Raw genomic sequence first — 20,141 nt, 5'->3', positions numbered from 1 at the left:
GGGACACTTTTTTTGAGGACATCAAGGGTCAGGTCGGCCTTTACCAGGAGGGAGATTGACCTCTGCAATGCAATTGCAAATCTATCCGCCAATGTCCTCTATAATGCCTTTCTTTTTGAAAAACTTGAGAATGAAAAATCAAGGCTTGAGAAACTCGCCATAACAGACTACCTAACAGGGGTGTATAACATCAGGTACTTTTATCACCGGCTGGAAGAAGAGTTCAGCAGCGCCGAGCGTTATGGACATCCCATTTCCTGCCTAATGCTGGATATCGATCATTTCAAGAAGATAAACGATACCTATGGTCACCGGATGGGTGACATGGTGCTCAGGGAGTTTGCCCAACTCGTAAGGAGCCATGTTCGAAAGAGCGATGTCTTTGCCCGCTACGGAGGCGAGGAGTTCATTATTTTACTTCCCCAGACACCGCTTGACGGTGCAGAGAAGGAGGCCGGGAGACTGAGGACCTTTATCAGGGAACACGGATTCAAGGGAATCGGAAAGGAAAGGATTACCTCAAGCATCGGTATATCCTGCTGGCCCGTACATGATATTCATACCCACGATGACCTCATAACCCTTGCCGATACCGCATTATTCGAGGCAAAATCCAGTGGACGGGACAGGATAAAGACAAGCAGGAAACTCAGAAAAAAGGCTGACGGATAGGTTATCCTATCTTTATGGACCTGATCGTCTGCCATGTTAATGCAGATTTTGACTGTCTCTCCTCCATGCTCGGCGCAAAAAAGATCTATCCTGAGGCAATACCTGTTTTCCCGGGCTCGCAGGAGAGGAAGGTCAGAGAGTTCCTCCAGACTTTTGAACCGGTTGAGATCAAAAAAGTCAGGGAGATAGACCTGCAGCGTGTAACCCGTCTGATCATTGTAGATACCAAAAACCCCCACAGGCTCGGTCCGTTTAGTGAAATTGCACTCTCCGGAAAGGTAAAGATCCATATCTATGACCACCATCCAATTACAGAAAAGGACCTGAGGGGCGAGGTTGAGGTTATTGAGGATGCAGGCGCTACTGCAACGATCTTTACAGAGATAATAAAAGAGCAGAAGATTCCCCTTACGCCGATGGATGCAACCGTCCTCTGCCTGGGCATCTACGAGGAGACCGGGTCACTGCGGTTTCCTTCCACAACAGAGAGGGACCTCCTTGCAGCGGCCTATCTCCTCAGGCATGGTGCAAATCTCAATATAGTGTCGGAATACATAAAGGCGGAGTTGAGCAAGGCGGAACTTAAACTCCTGAACGAACTGGTGGCCTCATCAAGGGACCTGCTCCTCTACGGCATAAGGATAAGGATCGTAAAGGCATCGAGGGAGGAGTACTTTGGTGATGTGGCTCATCTTGCCCACAGGATTATGGATATGGAGCACGTTGACGCCCTGTTTATGCTCCTTGCAATGGAAGGCAAGGTGGTGATGGTCGGCAGGAGCCGTGTGCCGGAGCTTGATGTGGCAGAGGTGCTCGGGGAGTTTGGAGGCGGCGGGCATCCGGTTGCGGCATCTGCAACCCTTAAGGACGAACCCCTTGAGGTGATTGAAGAGAGACTGGTCAGGAAGATAAAGGAGACTATCAAACCCCAGAGGCAGGCAAAGGACATAATGACCGCCCCTGTTATATCCATCCAGTGGAAGACCACTATAAAGAAGGCAGCGACAATTATGACCAGATACGGCGTTAATGTCCTGCCCGTACTGAAGGGGGATAAGTATTACGGGCTTCTCTCAAGGGAGATAGTGGAGAAGGCGTTGTTTCACGGGTTCGGCAGCAGCAGGGCATCCGAGTTTGCCACAACTGATGCTGGGGTAACATATCCCGAGGCCCCTGTAACGGAAGTGGAGTCCGTGATGATAGAGCAGAACCAGCGGTTCATGCCTGTTATTGACAACGGCAGGGTGGTCGTCGGGGCCATCACAAGGACCGACCTCCTCAGGGACCTCTACGAGGCAACACTCCGCCGCAGCAGGATACAGAAGGAGGGTCTGATAGAGAAACCCGCCATGGGAAAGAATATATCCAGATTGATTGTTGAACGCTTTCCAAACGAGATAGTGGCCTTACTCAGGATTGCCGGAGAGGTGGCGGACAGGCTTGGTTATAATGTATATCTTGTCGGCGGTTCGGTAAGGGACCTCCTGATGGGCGGGAAAAACCTTGATATCGATATTGTTGTTGAGGGTGACGGAATTGAGTTTGCCAGGAGACTTGCCGGACAGATTGGAGGGGTCAAGCTCATTACCCACAAGAGGTTCAACACGGCAAAGATCCGCTTTACCGAAAAGGCCGGGCTGAAGATGCCGGCACCCGGTTTTACAGTGGATATTGCAACTGCAAGGACAGAGTATTATGAGGCGCCTGCCATGCTTCCAAAGGTGGAGACCTCTTCAATCAAGAAAGACCTTTACAGGAGGGATTTTACGATAAATGCGATTGCAGTGAAACTCAACGCCAGGGATTTTGGGCAGCTGATTGATTATTTCGGCGCCCAGCGGGACCTCAGGGAGAAGACCATAAGGGTTTTGCATAACCTCAGTTTTGTAGAAGACCCTACACGTGCCTTCAGGGCTGTCAGGTTTGCAGAGAGGTTTGGGTTCAGGATTAACAAACATACTGAAAACCTCATAAAATCAGCCCTCAGACTGAACCTGTTTGAACGTGTCTCAGGCACGAGGATTTATGACGAGCTTGTACTTACCTTTAAGGAGATCGATCCGGTGAGGGCGCTGAAAAGTCTTGCCGGATATGGCCTTCTGCAGGTTATCCACCCTGAGCTCAAGTTTGCCGAGTCGCTTGAGGAGACCCTTGAAGCAGTGCATGAGAGTCTTACATGGTTTGACCTCCTCTTTCTTGAGGACGAGATAGACCGTTCAAGGGTATACATAATGGGGCTCCTTACCGGTCTCGGTCTTGAGGAACGGAAGGCAGCACTTGAAAGGCTTTCAACCCCTGCGAGGGATATGACGATAATCCTTGATGAGATGCAAAAGGCCCAACAGGTTATAAAGGAGCTGAGGACTAAAGATCCGGTAAGGATTTATCATACCCTCAAGCCCCTCTCCCTTGAAACCCTCCTCTACACAATGGCAGTTTCTGGCGACCGGGAGATACAGAAGGCCATCTCAAGGTATCTGCTTGAGCTGAGAAAGGTGAAACCGGAACTCAGGGGAGGAGACCTTATGTCAGTGGGGATTGAGCCCGGACCTCTTTATTCAAGGATATTTAATGCAATACTGGAGGAAAGGCTGAGGGGGAGGATCAAAAGCCGGGAGGAAGAGGTCGAGTTTGTAAAGGATTTCCTGAGGAGGCAGGGATGATAGCGGAGTTTCCCGATTTCCTGAAAAATTACCTCCCCGGGGAGAGGATAAACAATGAGACCTTACAGTCCTTCGACATTGAGAAGAGAACCTTTTACCGCCTGACAAAAGACCTCTCCGGTCTGCCCAGGGGCACTGTTTTCTGGGACAGCGGAATACTGCACGGCTATCAGAAGATCAAGAGGATTTTGCACCTTGAGCAGGGGATCAGACGGTATTTTAGAGGGCCATTCTACGCTGAAGAGAAGATGGACGGTTATAATGTAAGGGTCAGGAGGATAGGTGCGAGGGTCTTTGCCTTTACAAGAGGGGGGGTTATTTGCCCCTTTACAACGGACAGGCTTCCTGATCTTCTTCCCATTGGTTTTTTCGATGATCTTCCTGACTATACGCTCTGTGGTGAGGTGGTGGGTCCTGAAAACCCCTATAATTCAGAGGCAGTACCTTATATGAAAGAGGATATCGCCTTCTTTGCCTTTGACATCAAGGACCCTGACGGCAAGAGCATCTCCCTGGGTGAGAGATACAGGATATATGAAGAAAAGTCCCTTCCATGTGTGAGACACTGGGGGCCTTTTTCGGACAGTGACGTAGAGGAGATCAAAACCATTCTCTTTGAGCTTGACAGGGAAGACAGGGAAGGGTTGGTGATAAAATCAGTTGCCGGAGGAGAGGAGGTCAAGTATGTAACGCTGAGCTCCTGCATACGGGATATACACTCCACGGCACACCTCATAACCGAGCTTCCCGCTGGTTTTTATATTCAGAGGTTAATCCGTATTGCCGCAATAACATATGAGCACTCCCTCACGCTTGACGATACCGCCAAGCTCTCAATTGCCGATGCCCTGATAGACCCCCTGCAGGATACTGTCCGGAGAGTGGCCTCCGGAGAGAGCATAAAAGAGTTTTTTACGATCCGGGTTAACAGGAAAGAGACGATGGATGCCCTGATGCAGCATCTCGGAAGAACAGGGGTGAGCGTTCATCCGGTCTCTATTGAGAGGGCCGGGACCAGGTACAGGTGTGTCTTTTACAGGACTTTTCCAAAGGGTACAAAAGAGCTGAGGCGAAAACTCAGGGGTTATGGGTTTTATGATTGACGTGAAAGATTTCTTCTGCTTTCCGGGGCTTATATCTGTATATCAAGGAGCCGGGCTTTTTTAATGGAACTCAGGAGATAGTCGCGGAATTTCTCGGGAAAGAGCCATTTAATGCCGAGCTTCTCAGCCCATTTAATCACCCCCTGATCTGCTGTAACGAGCAGGGCATCCAGTTCCCTTGCAAGGAGAATCAGGTCTACATCCTCTTTTGAGTCGATTATCCCCTCTCTCAGCGCCTCCCTGTATTTTCTTCTCAGCTCCTGAATGATCTCCTTCTCTCCCTTGCTGCTTACTCCCCTGACTGCTGATTCCGCAACCCTCAGGCCTTTATTAATCCGCTCTCTTATATCCTCAATCAGCTCGTAAAGCAGAAAGGCCGGGCAGGTCAACTCGTATTTGCTTGGTGGTTTCTGATGCAGGACCACGAGGAGGTCGCCTGAGAGTTTGTCCTTCTGTATAAAGTTCAGGAGCTCCCTGAAGATGGAAGGGGGCATATAAAACTCAAGTATCGGGATCTGTGCCGCCAGGAAGAGAAAACCCTCCAGGGCTTCAGTCGGCGTGTCGCCAAAATACTTCCTTGCATCCGGGTTTACAAAGAGGCTTGTATCAAGAACCACCCTGCCGGGTCTGAATCTCTCTGTACGCGGACCGGTTTCTTTATCCCCGCTCTGCATCTGTAACCCTGCAGGTCTCATGGATATTAAAATAATATGTGTTCCACCTGCCGCAGGATGAGCACCTGCCGGCCCATTGCTCGGAGGTATGACCGCAGTTCAGGCAGCAGTAAGGTAACCTGAGCGTCATCTTCAGGTTCAGGGCAGACCCGAATTCCTCTGCAGCCTTTTCTGTCTGACCCCGCTTCAGGTATATCCCGCCCTTGATCCTGGCTATCTCGGGGAATGCAGCCGGGTTTTCTATCCCCTGGATAATCTCAAGGGCATCATCAAGCATCTCAAGCCTGTAATAAAGCTTGGCAAGGAAGAATTTCAGGACATTGTCAGAGGGCTTTTCTGCAAGGCTGTTCTTGTAAAGCCTTATCAGTCGTGACGGCTCCCCTATATTGAGCAGCAGGTCCTCAAGCCGGGCAAGCACAATCATGGATTTGTATTGCTGGTAAGTCTTTTCAAGATAGTTTATGGCCTCTTCCGTATTTTCCTCCTGTACCATCACCTCTGCAAGACCAAGATGGGCCGGGATAAAATCCTTGTCAAGCTTTATCACATTCCTGAAGGCTTTTTTTGCCTTCTCAAGCTCCCCTGCCTCAAGGCTCTCGCGTCCGTATTCATATTTATAGCCGACCAGCATCTGCTGCTCGTTTTCGTCGCCGGACTGCTTGATAATGCCCTTCTGAAGGTATATCAGGTCATCCCACCGTGCGAGACGTTCGAGTATCTCCCGCTTCCTGTAAAGTGCGGTGATATTCTGCGGGTCGTTCTCCAGTATCTCGTCAATATAAGTGAGCGCCTCCTCGTGTTCACCCATCAACTCCTTGACCTTGACGAGGCTGAGGAGTGTCTCGACATTTTCGGGGTCTGACGACAGTGCCCTCTTGAAGTAGTCAAGGGCCTTTTTGTGGTCTTTTGCATTGAGTGCAAGTTCTCCGAGCCTCAGAAGCGCCTGCACGTTCATGGGGTCTTCCTTGAGTATGTCCTTCAGGGCATCTGTGGCAACCTCTGTCTTGCCTGCGTAGATGGCACCGAGTGCACGTGAATAAAGGGTCTGAACCTTCTCCTGCTTTTTCTGACGTTTCTGGGCCTGTATGTTATCTATCAGCCTCCGCGTATCCCTTATGGTATAGACGATCAACATAAGCAGTGCGCCGGCCGTGGCAGAGATAAGCACAAGTGCTATCTTTGGTATCTCGTAGGCAAGGTTGTTTGTAACCAGTACTGTTACGGTTTCACGGTTGAGAACAGCAAAATATGCTATAACTCCAAGAAACAGGATAAATATAAGCGTGATCAGTTTTCCCATCAGTGATAATACCTCTCTTCCTTAATAGTTGCCATGGCCCTGCAGGTTTTCTTCCTTGATGTCTATTCTCGGGGCATCAAGCCAGAGCTTTTCAAGTTCATAAAAGGCCCTTGTCTCCTCTTCAAAGACATGGACTATCACGTCACTGTAGTCCATCAATACCCACTGGCTCATTTTATACCCCTCAATTCCGGATGGTTTTATCTTCTTCAGCCGGAATTCCTCTTCAATATTATCAACTATCGCCCTTACATGCGTTGTGCTCTCGCCAGAGCATATCACAAAATAATCCGACATGATGGACAGATCCTTCAGCTCCAGCATTAAAACATTTTTAGCCTTTTTATCCAGGGCGGCCTTGACCGCCAACCTTGCTTTCTCCATGCTTTTTAAAGCAATCACCACCTTTCACTCTGCAGATTATTGTAAAGCTTATTAGAAATTATATAGGATTCCACTGATTCAGGCAACAGGTATTTTATGCTCATCCCTTTTTTTAACCTATCCCTGATATCAGAGGCGGATATTCCAATGGAAGTACAGTTTATGGATATCACCTTCCGGCCGCTCTTCAGACTCAGCAGTGCCTGCGTCTCCCTTGACAGGCGCATTCCCTCGTCCTTAAGAAAGGGGGACCTCAAAATCTCCTCTATACTGTAGGGCGGCCTGTTAACCACGATAAAATCACAGAGCTGTATGAGTCTTTCCGGCTGGTACCAGTTTGGGATGTCCAGAAATGCATCAACACCAAGGATAAAGAGAGGCTCTATCGAGGGGTGTTGTTCCTTTAATTCCTCAAGGGTCCTGACAGTGTATGACTTTTCGCCCCGGCGGCACTCCATATCCGAGAGTTCGAAATACGGATTATCCCTGATAGCGAGTCTGACCATCTCGAGTCTGCAGTGGACTTCGGCAAGGTCTCCGGACTTGAGCGGAGGAACGCAGGAGGGGATAAATATGACTTTACTCAGTCCGAGGGCCTCTCTCACCTCTTCTGCTGCCCTCAGGTGGCCAAAGTGGATTGGGTTGAATGTGCCTCCGAAGATGGCTGTCTGACCCTCGGTCAGGGAGGGTCCTTTTTTTTCAGTGAGATTGCTTTCCGTTCCTGTTTCCGTTATCTTAATTCCTCCTGCCGGGGTGTGTTTTTATATTATAACCCGAATGCAGAGATAAATGGTTGTTGGAAGCGATATGATAAACTCCTCTCTCAGATATATATCAGGCGGGTTTGCATTCAGGGTGGTGCGAGAGAGGGGAGTCGAACCCCTATGGGAAATCCCACTGGATCCTAAGTCCAGCGCGTCTGCCAGTTCCGCCACTCTCGCAATATGGTTAATTTTAAATGATTTTTCAGCAGCCGGTCAATTACAGTGAGCCCGAACCACGTTTAAGTCACTCCCTCCCTTTCTGGGGGGCCATGGCCTGAGTCAAGGGATTATAACCTGATGAGGCCTCTTTTTAAAAGATGAATCAGTCTCTCTTTACAGAGAGTGAATTTGAGAAGGAAAGAGGAGGAGTGTATCGATTGTGTATTAATAACCCGGCAACTATTCAGAGAGACATATTCGTCAAAATCAACCACTTAAGAACTTGTTGTGTAAACTCTTGTTTTGTCACCCTGAACTTGTTTCAGGGTCTCATAAGTCATTGATTCTTAGAGATTCTGAAATAAATTCAGAATGACATATATCGTTTTTTTTCTGTTTGTGCAACAAACTTTTAACCAGCTAAAAACTCTGTATTTATTTGCCGGTTTATTAATAATGGTTCACCATAAAGGTGAAGTTCTGTTATTATGGTTATTATGAAACAGGTAAGGATCGGTAACCAGACTGCCTTTTCATCCCCTGCCCCTGCGCTGCCTTTTGAATATGCGGTAGCAAACGGTTTTGATGCCTTTGAGTGGTTTCCCGACAAGCACGAATCAGACGGGGGTTGGGATGTAAGTGATATGGGGACCGAGACACGCTGTTATATCAAAAACACGGCTGTGGCGCACGACATTGCCCTGTCTGTCCATGCATCATTAAGGGCCAATCCCATGATACCTGAAGCCCATGGACTGCTGATCAATGAGTTTGGGTTTGCACAGGATATCGGGGCAACATTGCTTAATCTTCATCTCTATACTGATGAGGGGCTGGATAGTTATGTGAAGGCGATTACCCCGATTGTAATGCTTTCAGCAAAGATCGGTATAAAGCTCTCCATAGAAAACACGCCACTTACCCCTCCGGATGATTTCAACAGGCTGTTTGGACTCTTCAGGGAGATGGGGGCTGCGAAGGTTGCACATGTGGGGATGTGCCTTGATATAGGACATGCCAATCTATGCAGTGCAACCCGTAACAACTACCTGGGATTCGTTGAGCAGCTCGATCCGCTGGTGCCGGTTATCCATATCCATATGCACGAAAACTATGGCGACTTTGACAGCCATCTGACGCTCTTTACCGGGCCTTCAAGGGAAGACCCCTCGGGTATACAGGGATTTGTGGAGCTGATAAAGAGACGCGGGTTTTCAGGCTCTGTAATCCTTGAACAGTGGCCGCAACCCCGCTCGCTGCTCAACCAGGCGCGCAACAAACTATACCAAATGTTTATTTAAGGAGAAGGGTGATGAGAAAACCTGAGAAGATGATTATTTACAATCTGTTTCCCCTGCTGTCAGGACGGTTTACTGAATGGGAAAGACATCTGGTACGGGCCTCTGATATGGGCTTTAACTGGATATTTGTTAATCCCATACATCTCCCCGGCTCCTCCGGCAGCCTGTATTCGATAAAGAATTACTTCAGCTTTAACCCCCTGCTGATAGATACGCGCACTAAAAAATCTCCCCGGCAACAGGTGGAAGGGGCCATTGAGACTGCGGGGAAACTGGGGCTCAGGATGATGATAGACCTGGTGATTAATCATTGTGCCGTTGATTCAGACCTGATACAGGAACACCCTGAATGGTTTCAGTGGGAGGAAGACGGAAAGGTTGCACATCCATTCTGCGATGAAAACGGGAAAAGGGTTGTATGGAAGGACCTGGCAAGGTTTGATCACAGGAATACACGGGACAAGGAAGGGCTGTTTCAGTTTTTTCTAAAGGTGGTTACATTTTTAATCAAGCTCGGCTTCAAGGGGTTTAGGTGTGATGCCGCCTATCAGGTCCCGAAAAGCTTCTGGAAGAGGCTCATTAGCGAGACAAGGGCAATCTATCCGGATGTGCTCTTTTTTGCCGAAACCCTCGGATGTCCGGCAGACCAGACCAGAAAGACCGCCAGCGCCGGCTTTGATTATATATTCAACAGCTCCAAATGGTGGGATTTTAACAGTCCCTGGCTGATGGAACAGTATCACCTTACACGGGAGATAACCCCGTCAATCAGTTTTCCGGAAAGCCATGATACAGTGAGGCTCTGCGAGGAACTTCATGGCAATATAAACGGTCTCAAACAACGATATCTCTTCTCTGCACTCTACTCCGCAGGGGTTATGATGCCCATAGGATTTGAATTCGGTTTTCGCAAAAAGCTCCATGTGGTCAAGACAAGGCCGGAGGATTGGGAGGAGACCGGTATCGACCTGATGCCTTTTATAGAGAAGGTCAACAGGATCAAGGAGCAGTATGCAATCTTTCAGGAAGATGCCCCAACCGAGATGTTGCCCCACAGTAACTCCAATGTCCTGCTCATGTGGAAGGCATCCACTACTACACACGAGGAGGCCCTCGTTATTCTGAATAAGGACATCCATAACAGGCAGCATTTTTATGCCGACAGCCTCTATGAATTCGTTCAGGCAAGGTCTCCGCTGAATGATGTATCACCGGAGAATCCACTTGACTACATCCCCGAACCGTTTTCATACGAATTGCAGCCTGGAGAGGGCATAGTGCTCTTAACCGCAAGGGATCCGGGGCTGGAGGATTAAATGGGCGGGGTTGTCTCTTTGATAAGTGTTAAATTCACTTCTCCCGGATGTATTCGTAAATATTCATGTAATGCTGGCCGGGATGGTTCCATGAATAGTCGTACCTCATTCCATTTACCATCAACTCCCTGAAGTATTGAGGATATGCATGCCACATACCGATAGCACGGTGCATGGCGGATTCCAGTCCCTCACGGTTTGCATCATTGAATACATACCCGTTTCGTTCATTATAGGGCTTGTCTGAATAGTCGGCATCAAAGACCGTATCCTTTAATCCACCCGTTGCCCTTACAATGGGGACAGTTCCGTATTTCATGGCGATCATCTGCGTCAGTCCGCACGGCTCAAACAGGCTGGGAATGACTATCATATCAGCGCCGGCATAAATCAGGTGTGACAGTTCCTCATTGTATCCTATCTCAAGATGGCAATCAGGATTGTTGTTTAAATGGTGCTTGAGGTGCCGGAAAGAGTCGTTAATTCCGGGATCAGGGCTTGAGCCGAGCAGCACAAACTGACAACCGTTATCCAGTGCATAAAAGATCGCATGCTTTATAAGGTCGACCCCTTTCTGGTGGTCCAGCCTGCCTATATACGAGATGAGAGGTTTAAAATCCTGCCTTAGCAACAACCGGTGGCGAAGAGCCTCTTTATTGCCGTATTTGACGTCAAGGCTGTCAATGCCGTAATTATACGGTATATAGCAGTCAATTTCAGGGTTCCATACATCGTAATCAATGCCGTTGAGGACACCTCCAAACTTCTGGCCATGTACGTGCAGGGTATGGTTGAGGCCGTACCCGAGGTCTGTGTTCTGTATTTCCCAGGCATATCCCGGAGATACCGTGGTTACAAAGTTGGAGTAAACGATCCCTCCCTTCATCAGATTTATTGCAGATGGGTTGAAATTGTCCTGAAGGCGGTCCTGATTAAAATAGTAATCAGACCGGTTTAAACCGGCCGCACGCAGTATGTGCCCTCCTGTTACACCCTGATGTTTGAGGTTGTGGAGGGTGTAACAGACGCGGGGATGGGACATGCCCAGGTATTTATATATGTCAAACAGGAGTACAGGTAAAAGACCCGTCTGCCAGTCGTGGCAGTGGATGATGTCGGGCTGCTTGTTTGACTTGAGCATAAATTCAAGTGCCGCCCTGCAAAAGAAGGCGAACCGTTCCGGATCATCCGGATGACCATAGTAAATCCCGCGGTTGAAAAAATTATTATGCGAATGGGGTTCGATGAAGAAACACTTTCTTCCGTGTACGAAGCCGAAGAAGACAGAGCAGTGTATCCACTGATCGTAAAAAGGTACCCAGAGGTCATGAAATGCCTCCTGAAGCCCGCAGATATGGTCGTATCTCATGCAGTCATACTTGGGGAGTATAATCTCTACGGAATTCCCCCTGACCTCAAGCTCACGGCTGAGTCCGAAGACCACATCAGCAAGGCCGCCAACTTTGGCCACCGGAGCACACTCTGTTGCAACCATGACAATAAACATATCTTTATTCCTTAAAAAACTCTGGTAAAATTACAGAAAACCCCTGATTTGCCAAGGGCATAGAGGCGCTAAAGAGAGTATACCATAAGGAAAACGCTGATACAACATTAATAAAGACAGAGGGGGAGTTTCACTGTTTCGTACCTCAGGTTGACAGGGACTACAGCCTTTTGTTAGCTTACCACTGGGAAAAAAGTTCTTTTTAGAGGTTCAGGAGTTTCTACCCGCTTGAAATCGAAAAACCCCCGGGGTTAATGATGGAACATAAGGTCAGGAAAGAGTCTGAAAACAGCATGGAAGATAAAGATATTCCTAAAGGCTACAATATTGATACGATTGTAATAATGCCGGTTAATGCTGATATGAGTTTTGTCTACTGGGAAATAACGGATAAGTTACTCAATGGCAGGCTCCGGGAATTAAACATCGGTTCTGCTGAATTAATGATAAGAGTTTTCGGGAGAGACAGCCGGAGAGAGGTCTCTTCATTTGAAGTAAAAGAGAGGGTTGGTAAAAACTATATCAAGTATCCTGCATCATTTAAACCCCTTGTTGCAGAAATCGGTATATTAAAGAATGGCGAATTTGCCGGGCTGTTAAAATCAAGGACTGTCTTGGTCCCTTCTCTTGAGACTGCAAGGCCTGGAGATGAAATCTGGATGGAAAGAATAAAAGGCTTTGGCGGCACTGTATGGGTATCAGGAAGTGGGGGCACTCGTGATATATCATCATCGGGGATTGCAGAAAAGACGGCCCTCCGGAACTATTATGAAGAGACCCGGGCAGGGCATGGAATTTCTGCTTTCAGTGAAACATTAAGGGCCAAAAATTCTTAATCCGAAAAAGATCATGAAAGGTTACTGGATTCCTGTACTGCATTCACACCTCCCCTTTGTAAAACATCCCGAGTACGACTATTTTTTGGAAGAGCATTGGCTCTTTGAAGCCATTTCCGAAACGTATATCCCCCTGCTTATGAAGATGAAGAAGATGGTTGACGGAAATATTGATTTCAGATTAACCGTGTCAATAACTCCGCCTTTGTTGGAGATGCTCTCGGACGAATACCTCACGGAGCAATACCTGAAACATCTGGACAAGCTTATTGAGCTGTCTGAAAAAGAGATTAAGAGATTAAGCGATGACAGGGATTTTCTGCCTGCAGCCACTTTTTACAATAATAGATTTAAAGAGATAAAGGCTTTTTTTACAGGTTTTCTGAATCACAATGTGTTAAACGGTTATCGGTACTTCAGGGATTTGGGTAGGATAGAGATTATCACCTGCGGGGCCACGCATAGCTTTCTTCCCCTGCTTGGCATAAATCCCAGGGCAGTTGAGGTTCAGATTAAAGTTGCAGTCGATTCGCATAATAAACATTTCGGGGAATCACCGGAGGGAATCTGGCTGCCTGAATGCGCTTATTTTGAGGGTCTTGATGCGGTGCTGGAGAAGCATGGCATAAGATTTTTCTTTCTCGATTCACACGGATTAATGAATGGCAGTCCCACACCGAAATATTCAGTTTATGCCCCTGTCTATACAATGAACGGGGTAGCGGCATTTGGCAGGGACCCTCAATCTTCCAAACAGGTATGGGACTCCAGTGAGGGGTATCCCGGTGATTTCACTTACCGCGATTTTTACAGGGATGTGGGTTTTGATCTCGATTTTGAGTATATTAAGCCATACATCAGCCCGGACGGAATCAGGACCTTTACGGGGCTTAAATATTACAGGATTACCGGCTCAACTGATATCAAGAAGCCCTATGACCCGGCGTCAGCGCATAAAAAAGCATTTGAGCATGCCCTGCATTTTCATTCTGCAAGAAAAAAACAGATTGAAACGCTGGATACCCTTATGGACAGACCCCCGGTAGTGGTCTCACCCTATGATGCTGAGCTTTTTGGACACTGGTGGTTTGAGGGCCCTGACTTCCTGTACCATCTCTTTTGCGAGATTGATAAGGACAGGTTTATGAAAGCAATAACCCCCACGGAATACCTGAGTCTGCATCCGCAAAACCAGGTGATATCTCCAGGCCCCTCATCCTGGGGTTACGAGGGATATTATGATGTATGGCTTAATGATGAGAACGACTGGATTTACAGGCACCTGCATTATATGGCCGATACACTGGAGGGCCTTGCAAACAAGCATTACAGCGAGACCGACCTTGTAAGGGAACGGGTACTGAATCAATTAACCCGGGAACTGCTGCTTGCTCAAAGCAGTGACTGGGCATTTTTGATGACAACAAAGACTGCTACGGAATACTCGGCAAAAAGGACAAGGGAGCATATCCTGAACTTTAATAAATTAGTTGACGCATTCCTGACTGATACCATTGATACAACATTTCTTGAATGGCTGGAATACAAGAATTCGATATTCGATGAACTGGATTTCAGGGTCTATGCAAGTAAGTATGATTCCTGATCCCTTGAGTTGCAATGCTGAGAGGGAAAGGGATGTGGGGGGATCCTCTCCGGAAAGCAATTCTTTCAGGTTTTTTTTTATAATATAAACGTTTTACAGAAAATATATACCCGAAGGGAGGCGTAAAATTGGAGAGGGTTTTAAGCGGCATGCAGCCAAGCGGATATCTGCATATAGGAAACCTGATGGGGGCTTTGCATAACTGGGTCAGGCTACAGGATGAGTACGAGTGTTTTTACTTTGTTGCAGACTGGCATGCCCTCACTACCAACTATACCAACCCGTCGGTCATAAGGGAGTACACTGCCGACCTGCTGCTGAATTTCCTTGCTGCAGGGCTCGACCCCGACAAATGCACCATATTTGTGCAGTCCAGAGTACTTGAGCATGCAGAACTACATATACTCCTGAGCATGATAACACCCCTGGGCTGGCTTGAGAGAGTGCCTACGTACAAGGAGAAGAAAGAGGAGATCAGGAATAAGGACCTCGGCACTTATGGATTTCTTGGTTATCCCGTCCTGCAATCAGCCGACATATTAATCTACAGGGCCGGATATGTCCCGGTCGGTATAGACCAGGTGCCGCACCTTGAGATAACGAGGGAGATTGCAAGGAGGTTCGCTTTTCTTTACAAAAATGATGCCCTGATAGAGCCGGAACCACTGCTTGCGGAGTTTCCAAAGGTTATAGGGGTGGATGGCAGGAAGATGTCGAAGAGTTACGACAACGCCGTATACCTGAACGACCCGCCGGAGGTTGTGGAGAAGAAGATACTCACCATGGTGACTGATACGCAGCGGATGAGGAGGACTGACCCGGGAGATCCTGAAAAGTCCCCTGTGTTTCAGCTGCACAGGATATTCTCTTCAAAGGATGAGATTGAGGAGGTGGCCAGGGGGTGCAGGGAGGCAAAGATAGGGTGTATAGACTGCAAGAAGATACTTATAAAGAATATTTTTAAGGTACTTGAGCCTATCTGGGCAAAAAGGAGAGAGTTTTCTGAAAAACCGGATTTAGTGAAGGAGATAGTCGCCTCCGGAGTGCAAAAGGCAACCCGGGTGGCAAGGGAGACCATGACAGTGGTGAAAGAGACACTCGGGATGTACTGATCTTAAATCATCCAGTGGCCTCATTTAATGCCTCAAGGAAGATGCCGTTATCTTTGGGTGTTCCCACGGTGACCCTCAGACAGTCCTTCAGGGCAGAGCCCATATACCTGACCAGTACCCCTTTTGAGAGGAGTTTCTTATATACGGCAGGGGCGTTTTTTACCTTGAATAGTATAAAGTTTGCCTCTGAAGGATAAGGGGTTATACCTTCCATACCCTTCAGCCCCTCAAACAGCCGCTCCCTTTCACTGCATATTATTCTTAAAGTCTTCTCTATCTCTCCGAAGTTTTTTATTGCCTCTGCTGCAACTGCCTGAGAGAGGGTGTTGACATTAAACGGCAGCCTTACCCTGTTGACGGCCTCGATCAGGTCCTCGCTGCCAAGGAGGAGCCCAACGCGGAGGGCGGCAAATCCGACCTTGCTCAGGGTCCTCATTATTGTTACATTTTCATAATCCTTGAGCAGTCTGAGCATCCCCCTCCTGCTTGAAAAGGGCTGGTATGCCTCGTCAATAACAACAATGCCCCTTGAGGCTCTCAGGATTTTCAGAATCCGCTCAGCGGAGAAGCAGTTGCCTGTAGGGTTGTTCGGGGAGCTTAGAAAGACGAGTTTTGGACGATACTTCCTTATGGCATTGAGCATCTTTTCGATATCAAGGTCAAATGCACTGTCAAGGGGAACGGCAATCCTCTCTTCACCAAGCGCCTGTGCAGTGATGCCGTACATTGAGAACGTGGGTGTGGGAAAGAGGACAGGGCCGCCGAATGTGGTGATAAGACAGGATATGAGTTCGTCGGAGCCGTTGCCGGGCAGTATCTGGCCGGTTCTCAGCCTCCACCTCTTTGCCACAGCCCGCCTGAGCTCCCTGGCTTCAGGGTCGGGGTACTGATTAGTCCTTATCTCTTTCAGTGGTTCAAGAAAGGAGGGGAAGCCGTAGGGGCTCTCATTGGCATCGAGCTTCACCCTGCAGGGGATTTCCCTTGCACTGTAAGCCTTTAATGTTTTGATGTTTTTTCGGAGAAGTCTCTGAATATTCACGGTTAAATAATACCATTTTCAGTTCTCTTTAATCTCCTCAAAAGGTCGGCACACTTCCCTGAAGGGCCAAAAGGCCCCTCCTGCAGATTATTCCCCTCCTTGACAATATGGAGAGGATATACCGTCCCCTTGCCTGATTTAAAGAATTGAAGGTATAATCACTGTAAATGAGAGTTGAAAAGATTGAACTGACAGGCTTTAAGTCCTTTGCAGAAAAGACCATCTTTACCCTTCATCCGGGAATGACCTGTATTGTCGGCCCGAACGGCTGTGGTAAAAGCAACATAGTCGACGCCTTCCGCTGGGTGCTGGGAGAGCAGTCCGCAAAGTCACTGCGGGGAGAGAAGATGGAAGAGGTGATATTCAACGGCTCCCAGACAAAAAAGCCCCGGGGCATGTCAGAGGTAACCCTCTTTGTGTCAGGACTCTATCCGGACGGACAGGACAACGGCAATGGCAGTGAAAGGCTGTTAACAGTCACAAGGCGTCTTTACCGCTCGGGTGAGAGCGAATACCTCATAAACAAACAAATGTGTCGTCTGAAGGATATCAGGGAGATGTTCCTTGATACCGGCCTTGAGATGAAGAGCTATTCCGTGCTGGAGCAGGGCAGGATAGGTGAGATCATTAATGCCAGGCCTGTTGACAGGAGGTTCCTGATAGAAGAGGTTGCAGGGGTGATGAAGTATAAGGTAAGGAAGGCCGAGGCCCAGAGCAAGCTGGAATCCTCAAAGCAGAATCTCCAGAGGGTCATAGACATTATCTCGGAGGTAAAACGTCATCTTAATTCCCTTGACCGTCAGGCAAAAAAGGCCGAGAGATACAAGCGGCTGATTGATGCCCTGAGGGAGATTGAACTCAGGACATCAAAGAGGGAATACACCGGGATGAATCAGTCCCTTCAGGAGGCATCAGGGGCGCTGGATGTGCTGAAGACAGAGGAGGTCCGCAAGAGGGCTGTTATGGCACACCTGGAGTCATCCCTGCAGCAGAAGAGGATACTTATGGTCGAGAAGGAAAAAGAGGTGGATGCAATAAACACTGACCTTCAGACCATAGAGAAGAGCATTGCCGGGATGGAGAGGACAATAGCCGTAAACAGGACGGAGATTGAGCACCTTGGCAACTATATCATCACCCTTCAGGGGCGGCTTGAAGAGACAAAAAAACTGCTGGAGGAGAAGAGGCTGCGTGCCGAGGAGATTTCAGGAAAGGATGCACATATCCAGGCCAGGCTCGACTCCCTGAAGGAGACGTTATCTCAACGTGAGGCAGAGCTTTCAGAGGCTGAAGAGGGGATATTTTCACTTGAGGAGGATATTGACGATAAGAGGAGAGAGCTCTTCAGGTTTACCGACTCCCTTGGCCTGTTAAGAAATGAACTGAACAGGCTTGAGACTACACACGAGGCACAGTCAAGGAGGGCCTCAACCTCTGAAAGAGAGGCCGAGGAGACGGAGAGGCGGATATCGGAGTTAAAAGCGGAGATAGAGCGTATAGAGGGGGATATAGGGCAACGGAGTGCAGCGCTTGGGCAATGGAGGGACAAGAGAGATGGATATCTCAAAGAGATTTCAGAACAAAAAGAGGGCGTGGAGGAACTGAGGCAGAAGAGGTCGGACCTCAGAGAGGAAGCGGCCTCCCTGCGGTCGCGGATCCAGTCCCTTCAGGAGATGGTTACAGGAAATCTCGACAGGGAGATGATTCAGAAGGCCGGTATCAGCCTTCTGGCTTCCCTGTCGGAGGTGGTAGAGGTAGACCCAAGATATGAGAAGGCCGTGGAGGCTGCACTATCAGACAAGATAAAGGGATTTATAGTATCAACAACAGAGGATATAAGAAAATCCGTGGAATTGGTCAATCGTGGAAATCTGCCGAGAACCGCCTTTCTTTCCTGGCAGATGAATAACGAAAAACAGCAGGCAACAACCAGTGAATGGCAGATGAAAAACGGAGAGGCTGCTCCGGTTCTCGATTCGCTTGTCCGCTCTGAGGATAAATACACCCCTCTTGTCAAATCCCTGCTGAAGGACTATCTGCTGACGGATGACGTGGATAGCGCCTTTGCATTGCTGAAAGGTGAAGGGGAGATGCCCCTGCACGTAAGGGTGGTTACCTTGAACGGGGAGGTGCTTGAGCCCGGGGGTGCAGTGCTCTGCGGCAGTGGCTCGGGCATACTGAGACTCAGGAGAGATCTCCGGGAGCTTGAGGCATCTGTTCAGGAAAAGAGTGATGAAATTGCCGAGGTTGAGGCATCAATTTCCGGGGCTGATCAGAGAATAGAGGAGTTAAAATCCCTGCTCAGGGAGGTAGACTCAGAGATCGTATCCCATGAAAAGGAGCTCTCCCTGCTTCAGGCATCTGAGCGGAGGTTTGCTGAGGACAGAGACAGACTGGAGAAGAAACTTGGTTTCATACGCCTGGACATAGAGGAGCTGCATAAGGAACTCGAGAGTATTGAAGAGGATATTTCAAGAAAGAAAGAGGAGGTTGCTTCCGAAGAAGAGCACAAGCGGACAATTGAATCAGGGCTTGGTATCCTGCAGGAGGAACTCTCTGTGAGACGTTCCGGGATTGATGCAAAGAGGCATCTGCTGACTGACCTGAAGGTTGAAATTAACGGATATACCGAAAGGCTCAGCTCCATAACAAGGGAGAGGGAAGCCCTTCAGAGGGAAGTAGGCGACCTTCTGAAGAAAGAGACATCCCTTGAGGAAGAGATACGGAATAACGGCAGGATCGTACAGCAGAAGAGGGATAGCTCCGCCGGGCTTGAAGAGAGACTGAAAGAGGCCGTTTCAGGTGCCGGCACCCTCAGACAAAGGTTGTCTGAGAAGAGAGATGCTATAAGGGATGAGCGTGAGGGCATTGTTGCCGACGATGAAGCCCTGAAGAGAGAGAGGCAGGAAATCGAGAGGCTGGGCAATGAGGTGCATGAAAAGGAGGTTTTAAAGGCAGAGCTGCTTCTGAAAATCTCAAATCTTGTTGACGGTATAAGGGAGAAATACCAGGTAGACCTTGCCGGTACTGATATATCCACTTCTGAAGTTGAAGAGGAAGACCATCAGAAGGTACTGGAGCTGAGGGAAAAGATACAGGCAATGGGGCATGTAAACCTTGGTTCCCTGGAAGAATACAGGGAACTGAAAGAGAGGCATGAGTTTCTTACCGCTCAGCATGAGGATATAGTCCAGTCCATTGCAGAGCTTCAGGAGGCCATCACCCGCATTAACAGGACCACGAGAAAACGTCTGAAGGAGGCCTTTGACTTACTGAACCAGAAATTCGGTGAGGTTTTTAAACTCCTCTTTGGTGGGGGCAGTGCAGAGCTCAGACTTACTGATGAGGCCGATATCCTTGAGTCAGGCATTGACATAATAGTCCAGCCGCCGGGTAAGAAACTCCAGAATCTCAACCTCCTTTCAGGCGGGGAGAAGGCCCTGTCAGCGCTGTCGCTCCTCTTTGCCGGGTTTCTTTTAAAACCCACCCCCCTCTGCATCCTTGACGAGGCGGATGCGCCCCTTGATGAGACCAATACGGAGAGGTTCAAGGCCATGATCAAGGACCTCTCGGTAAATATACAGTTTATAGTAATAACCCACAACAGGGTAACAATGGAAGCTGCTGATTACCTGTACGGGATCACAATGGAGGAACCCGGCATCTCAAAAGTCCTGTCAATGGAATTTGTCTGAAGATCCGCTG

At 48.5% G+C, this 20,141-nt stretch carries 15 protein-coding genes and 1 tRNA gene; 9 read left to right on the top strand and 7 right to left on the bottom strand.

Translation table 11 applies throughout. The features are described from left to right. From VST71_07060 to VST71_07050, 3 genes are all read left to right on the top strand, one after another. On the top strand, positions 1–672 hold a 672-nt coding region (locus VST71_07060; GenBank protein ID MEC4685473.1), incomplete at its 5' end, for a GGDEF domain-containing protein. A 14-nt stretch (positions 673–686) separates the two neighbouring features. After that, the gene (locus VST71_07055; protein MEC4685472.1) at positions 687–3,335 is read left to right on the top strand and encodes a CBS domain-containing protein; all 2,649 of its coding nucleotides are present in this window, start codon (positions 687–689) and stop codon (positions 3,333–3,335) included. Then, positions 3,332–4,438 carry an RNA ligase gene (locus VST71_07050; GenBank protein MEC4685471.1) on the top strand — a complete coding sequence of 369 codons (1,107 nt, stop codon included), beginning with the start codon at positions 3,332–3,334 and terminating at the stop codon, positions 4,436–4,438. The genes VST71_07055 and VST71_07050 overlap by 4 nt, the downstream gene beginning before the upstream one ends. A gap of 29 nt (positions 4,439–4,467) precedes the next feature. Here the strand turns inward: VST71_07050 and VST71_07045 are convergent, their stop codons facing one another. The 5 genes from VST71_07045 to VST71_07025 all read right to left on the bottom strand — a co-directional run bounded on the left by VST71_07045 (position 4,468) and on the right by VST71_07025 (position 7,737). Continuing rightward, positions 4,468–5,112 carry an RNA ligase partner protein gene (locus VST71_07045; protein ID MEC4685470.1) on the bottom strand — a complete coding sequence of 215 codons (645 nt, stop codon included), beginning with the start codon at positions 5,110–5,112 and terminating at the stop codon, positions 4,468–4,470. Beyond that, a complete protein-coding gene (locus VST71_07040) occupies positions 5,096–6,412 on the bottom strand; it encodes a tetratricopeptide repeat protein (GenBank protein ID MEC4685469.1) in 1,317 nt (438 codons plus the stop codon). Before VST71_07040 ends, VST71_07045 begins: the two co-directional genes overlap by 17 nt. A 21-nt stretch (positions 6,413–6,433) precedes the next feature. Further along, complete coding sequence (gene rsfS / locus VST71_07035; GenBank protein MEC4685468.1) at positions 6,434–6,796, bottom strand: ribosome silencing factor; 363 nt, start codon at positions 6,794–6,796, stop codon at positions 6,434–6,436. A 14-nt stretch (positions 6,797–6,810) separates the two neighbouring features. Further along, positions 6,811–7,458, bottom strand: coding sequence for a nicotinate (nicotinamide) nucleotide adenylyltransferase (gene nadD / locus VST71_07030; protein MEC4685467.1), 648 nt, complete (start codon positions 7,456–7,458; stop codon positions 6,811–6,813). A 194-nt stretch (positions 7,459–7,652) separates the two neighbouring features. Next, a tRNA-Leu gene (locus VST71_07025) sits at positions 7,653–7,737 on the bottom strand. Between the two features lie 479 nt (positions 7,738–8,216). On the opposite strand from VST71_07025, the gene VST71_07020 reads away from it, so the two are divergent. Further along, a complete protein-coding gene (locus VST71_07020; GenBank protein ID MEC4685466.1) occupies positions 8,217–9,020 on the top strand; it encodes a sugar phosphate isomerase/epimerase family protein in 804 nt (267 codons plus the stop codon). A gap of 11 nt (positions 9,021–9,031) precedes the next feature. Then, entirely contained in the window at positions 9,032–10,336 is a 1,305-nt protein-coding gene (locus VST71_07015) for an alpha-amylase family glycosyl hydrolase (GenBank protein ID MEC4685465.1), read from the top strand. Between the two features lie 34 nt (positions 10,337–10,370). Here the strand turns inward: VST71_07015 and VST71_07010 are convergent, their stop codons facing one another. Further along, the gene (locus tag VST71_07010; protein MEC4685464.1) at positions 10,371–11,843 is read right to left on the bottom strand and encodes a glycogen synthase; all 1,473 of its coding nucleotides are present in this window, start codon (positions 11,841–11,843) and stop codon (positions 10,371–10,373) included. Positions 11,844–12,097: 254 nt separating this feature from the next. On the opposite strand from VST71_07010, the gene VST71_07005 reads away from it, so the two are divergent. From VST71_07005 to trpS, 3 genes are all read left to right on the top strand, one after another. Then, positions 12,098–12,679 (top strand): DUF4912 domain-containing protein, encoded by a 582-nt coding sequence (locus tag VST71_07005; GenBank protein MEC4685463.1) that lies wholly within the window; start codon positions 12,098–12,100, stop codon positions 12,677–12,679. A 13-nt stretch (positions 12,680–12,692) separates the two neighbouring features. Then, a complete protein-coding gene (locus tag VST71_07000; protein ID MEC4685462.1) occupies positions 12,693–14,285 on the top strand; it encodes a 1,4-alpha-glucan branching protein domain-containing protein in 1,593 nt (530 codons plus the stop codon). Positions 14,286–14,413: 128 nt separating this feature from the next. Next, complete coding sequence (gene trpS, locus VST71_06995; protein ID MEC4685461.1) at positions 14,414–15,397, top strand: tryptophan--tRNA ligase; 984 nt, start codon at positions 14,414–14,416, stop codon at positions 15,395–15,397. Between the two features lie 7 nt (positions 15,398–15,404). Here the strand turns inward: trpS and hisC are convergent, their stop codons facing one another. Further along, positions 15,405–16,436, bottom strand: a complete 1,032-nt coding sequence (gene hisC / locus VST71_06990; GenBank protein MEC4685460.1) for a histidinol-phosphate transaminase — start codon at positions 16,434–16,436, stop codon at positions 15,405–15,407. A gap of 167 nt (positions 16,437–16,603) precedes the next feature. Between hisC and smc the strand changes: the two genes are divergently transcribed. Beyond that, entirely contained in the window at positions 16,604–20,131 is a 3,528-nt protein-coding gene (smc, locus tag VST71_06985) for a chromosome segregation protein SMC (protein ID MEC4685459.1), read from the top strand. Positions 20,132–20,141: the final 10 nt, after the last annotated feature.

The organism is Nitrospirota bacterium, assembly GCA_035873375.1.
In the GTDB taxonomy this organism is placed as follows: Bacteria; Nitrospirota; Thermodesulfovibrionia; order Thermodesulfovibrionales; family JdFR-85; genus BMS3Bbin07.
This window is presented reverse-complemented; position numbering and strand designations above follow the sequence as displayed.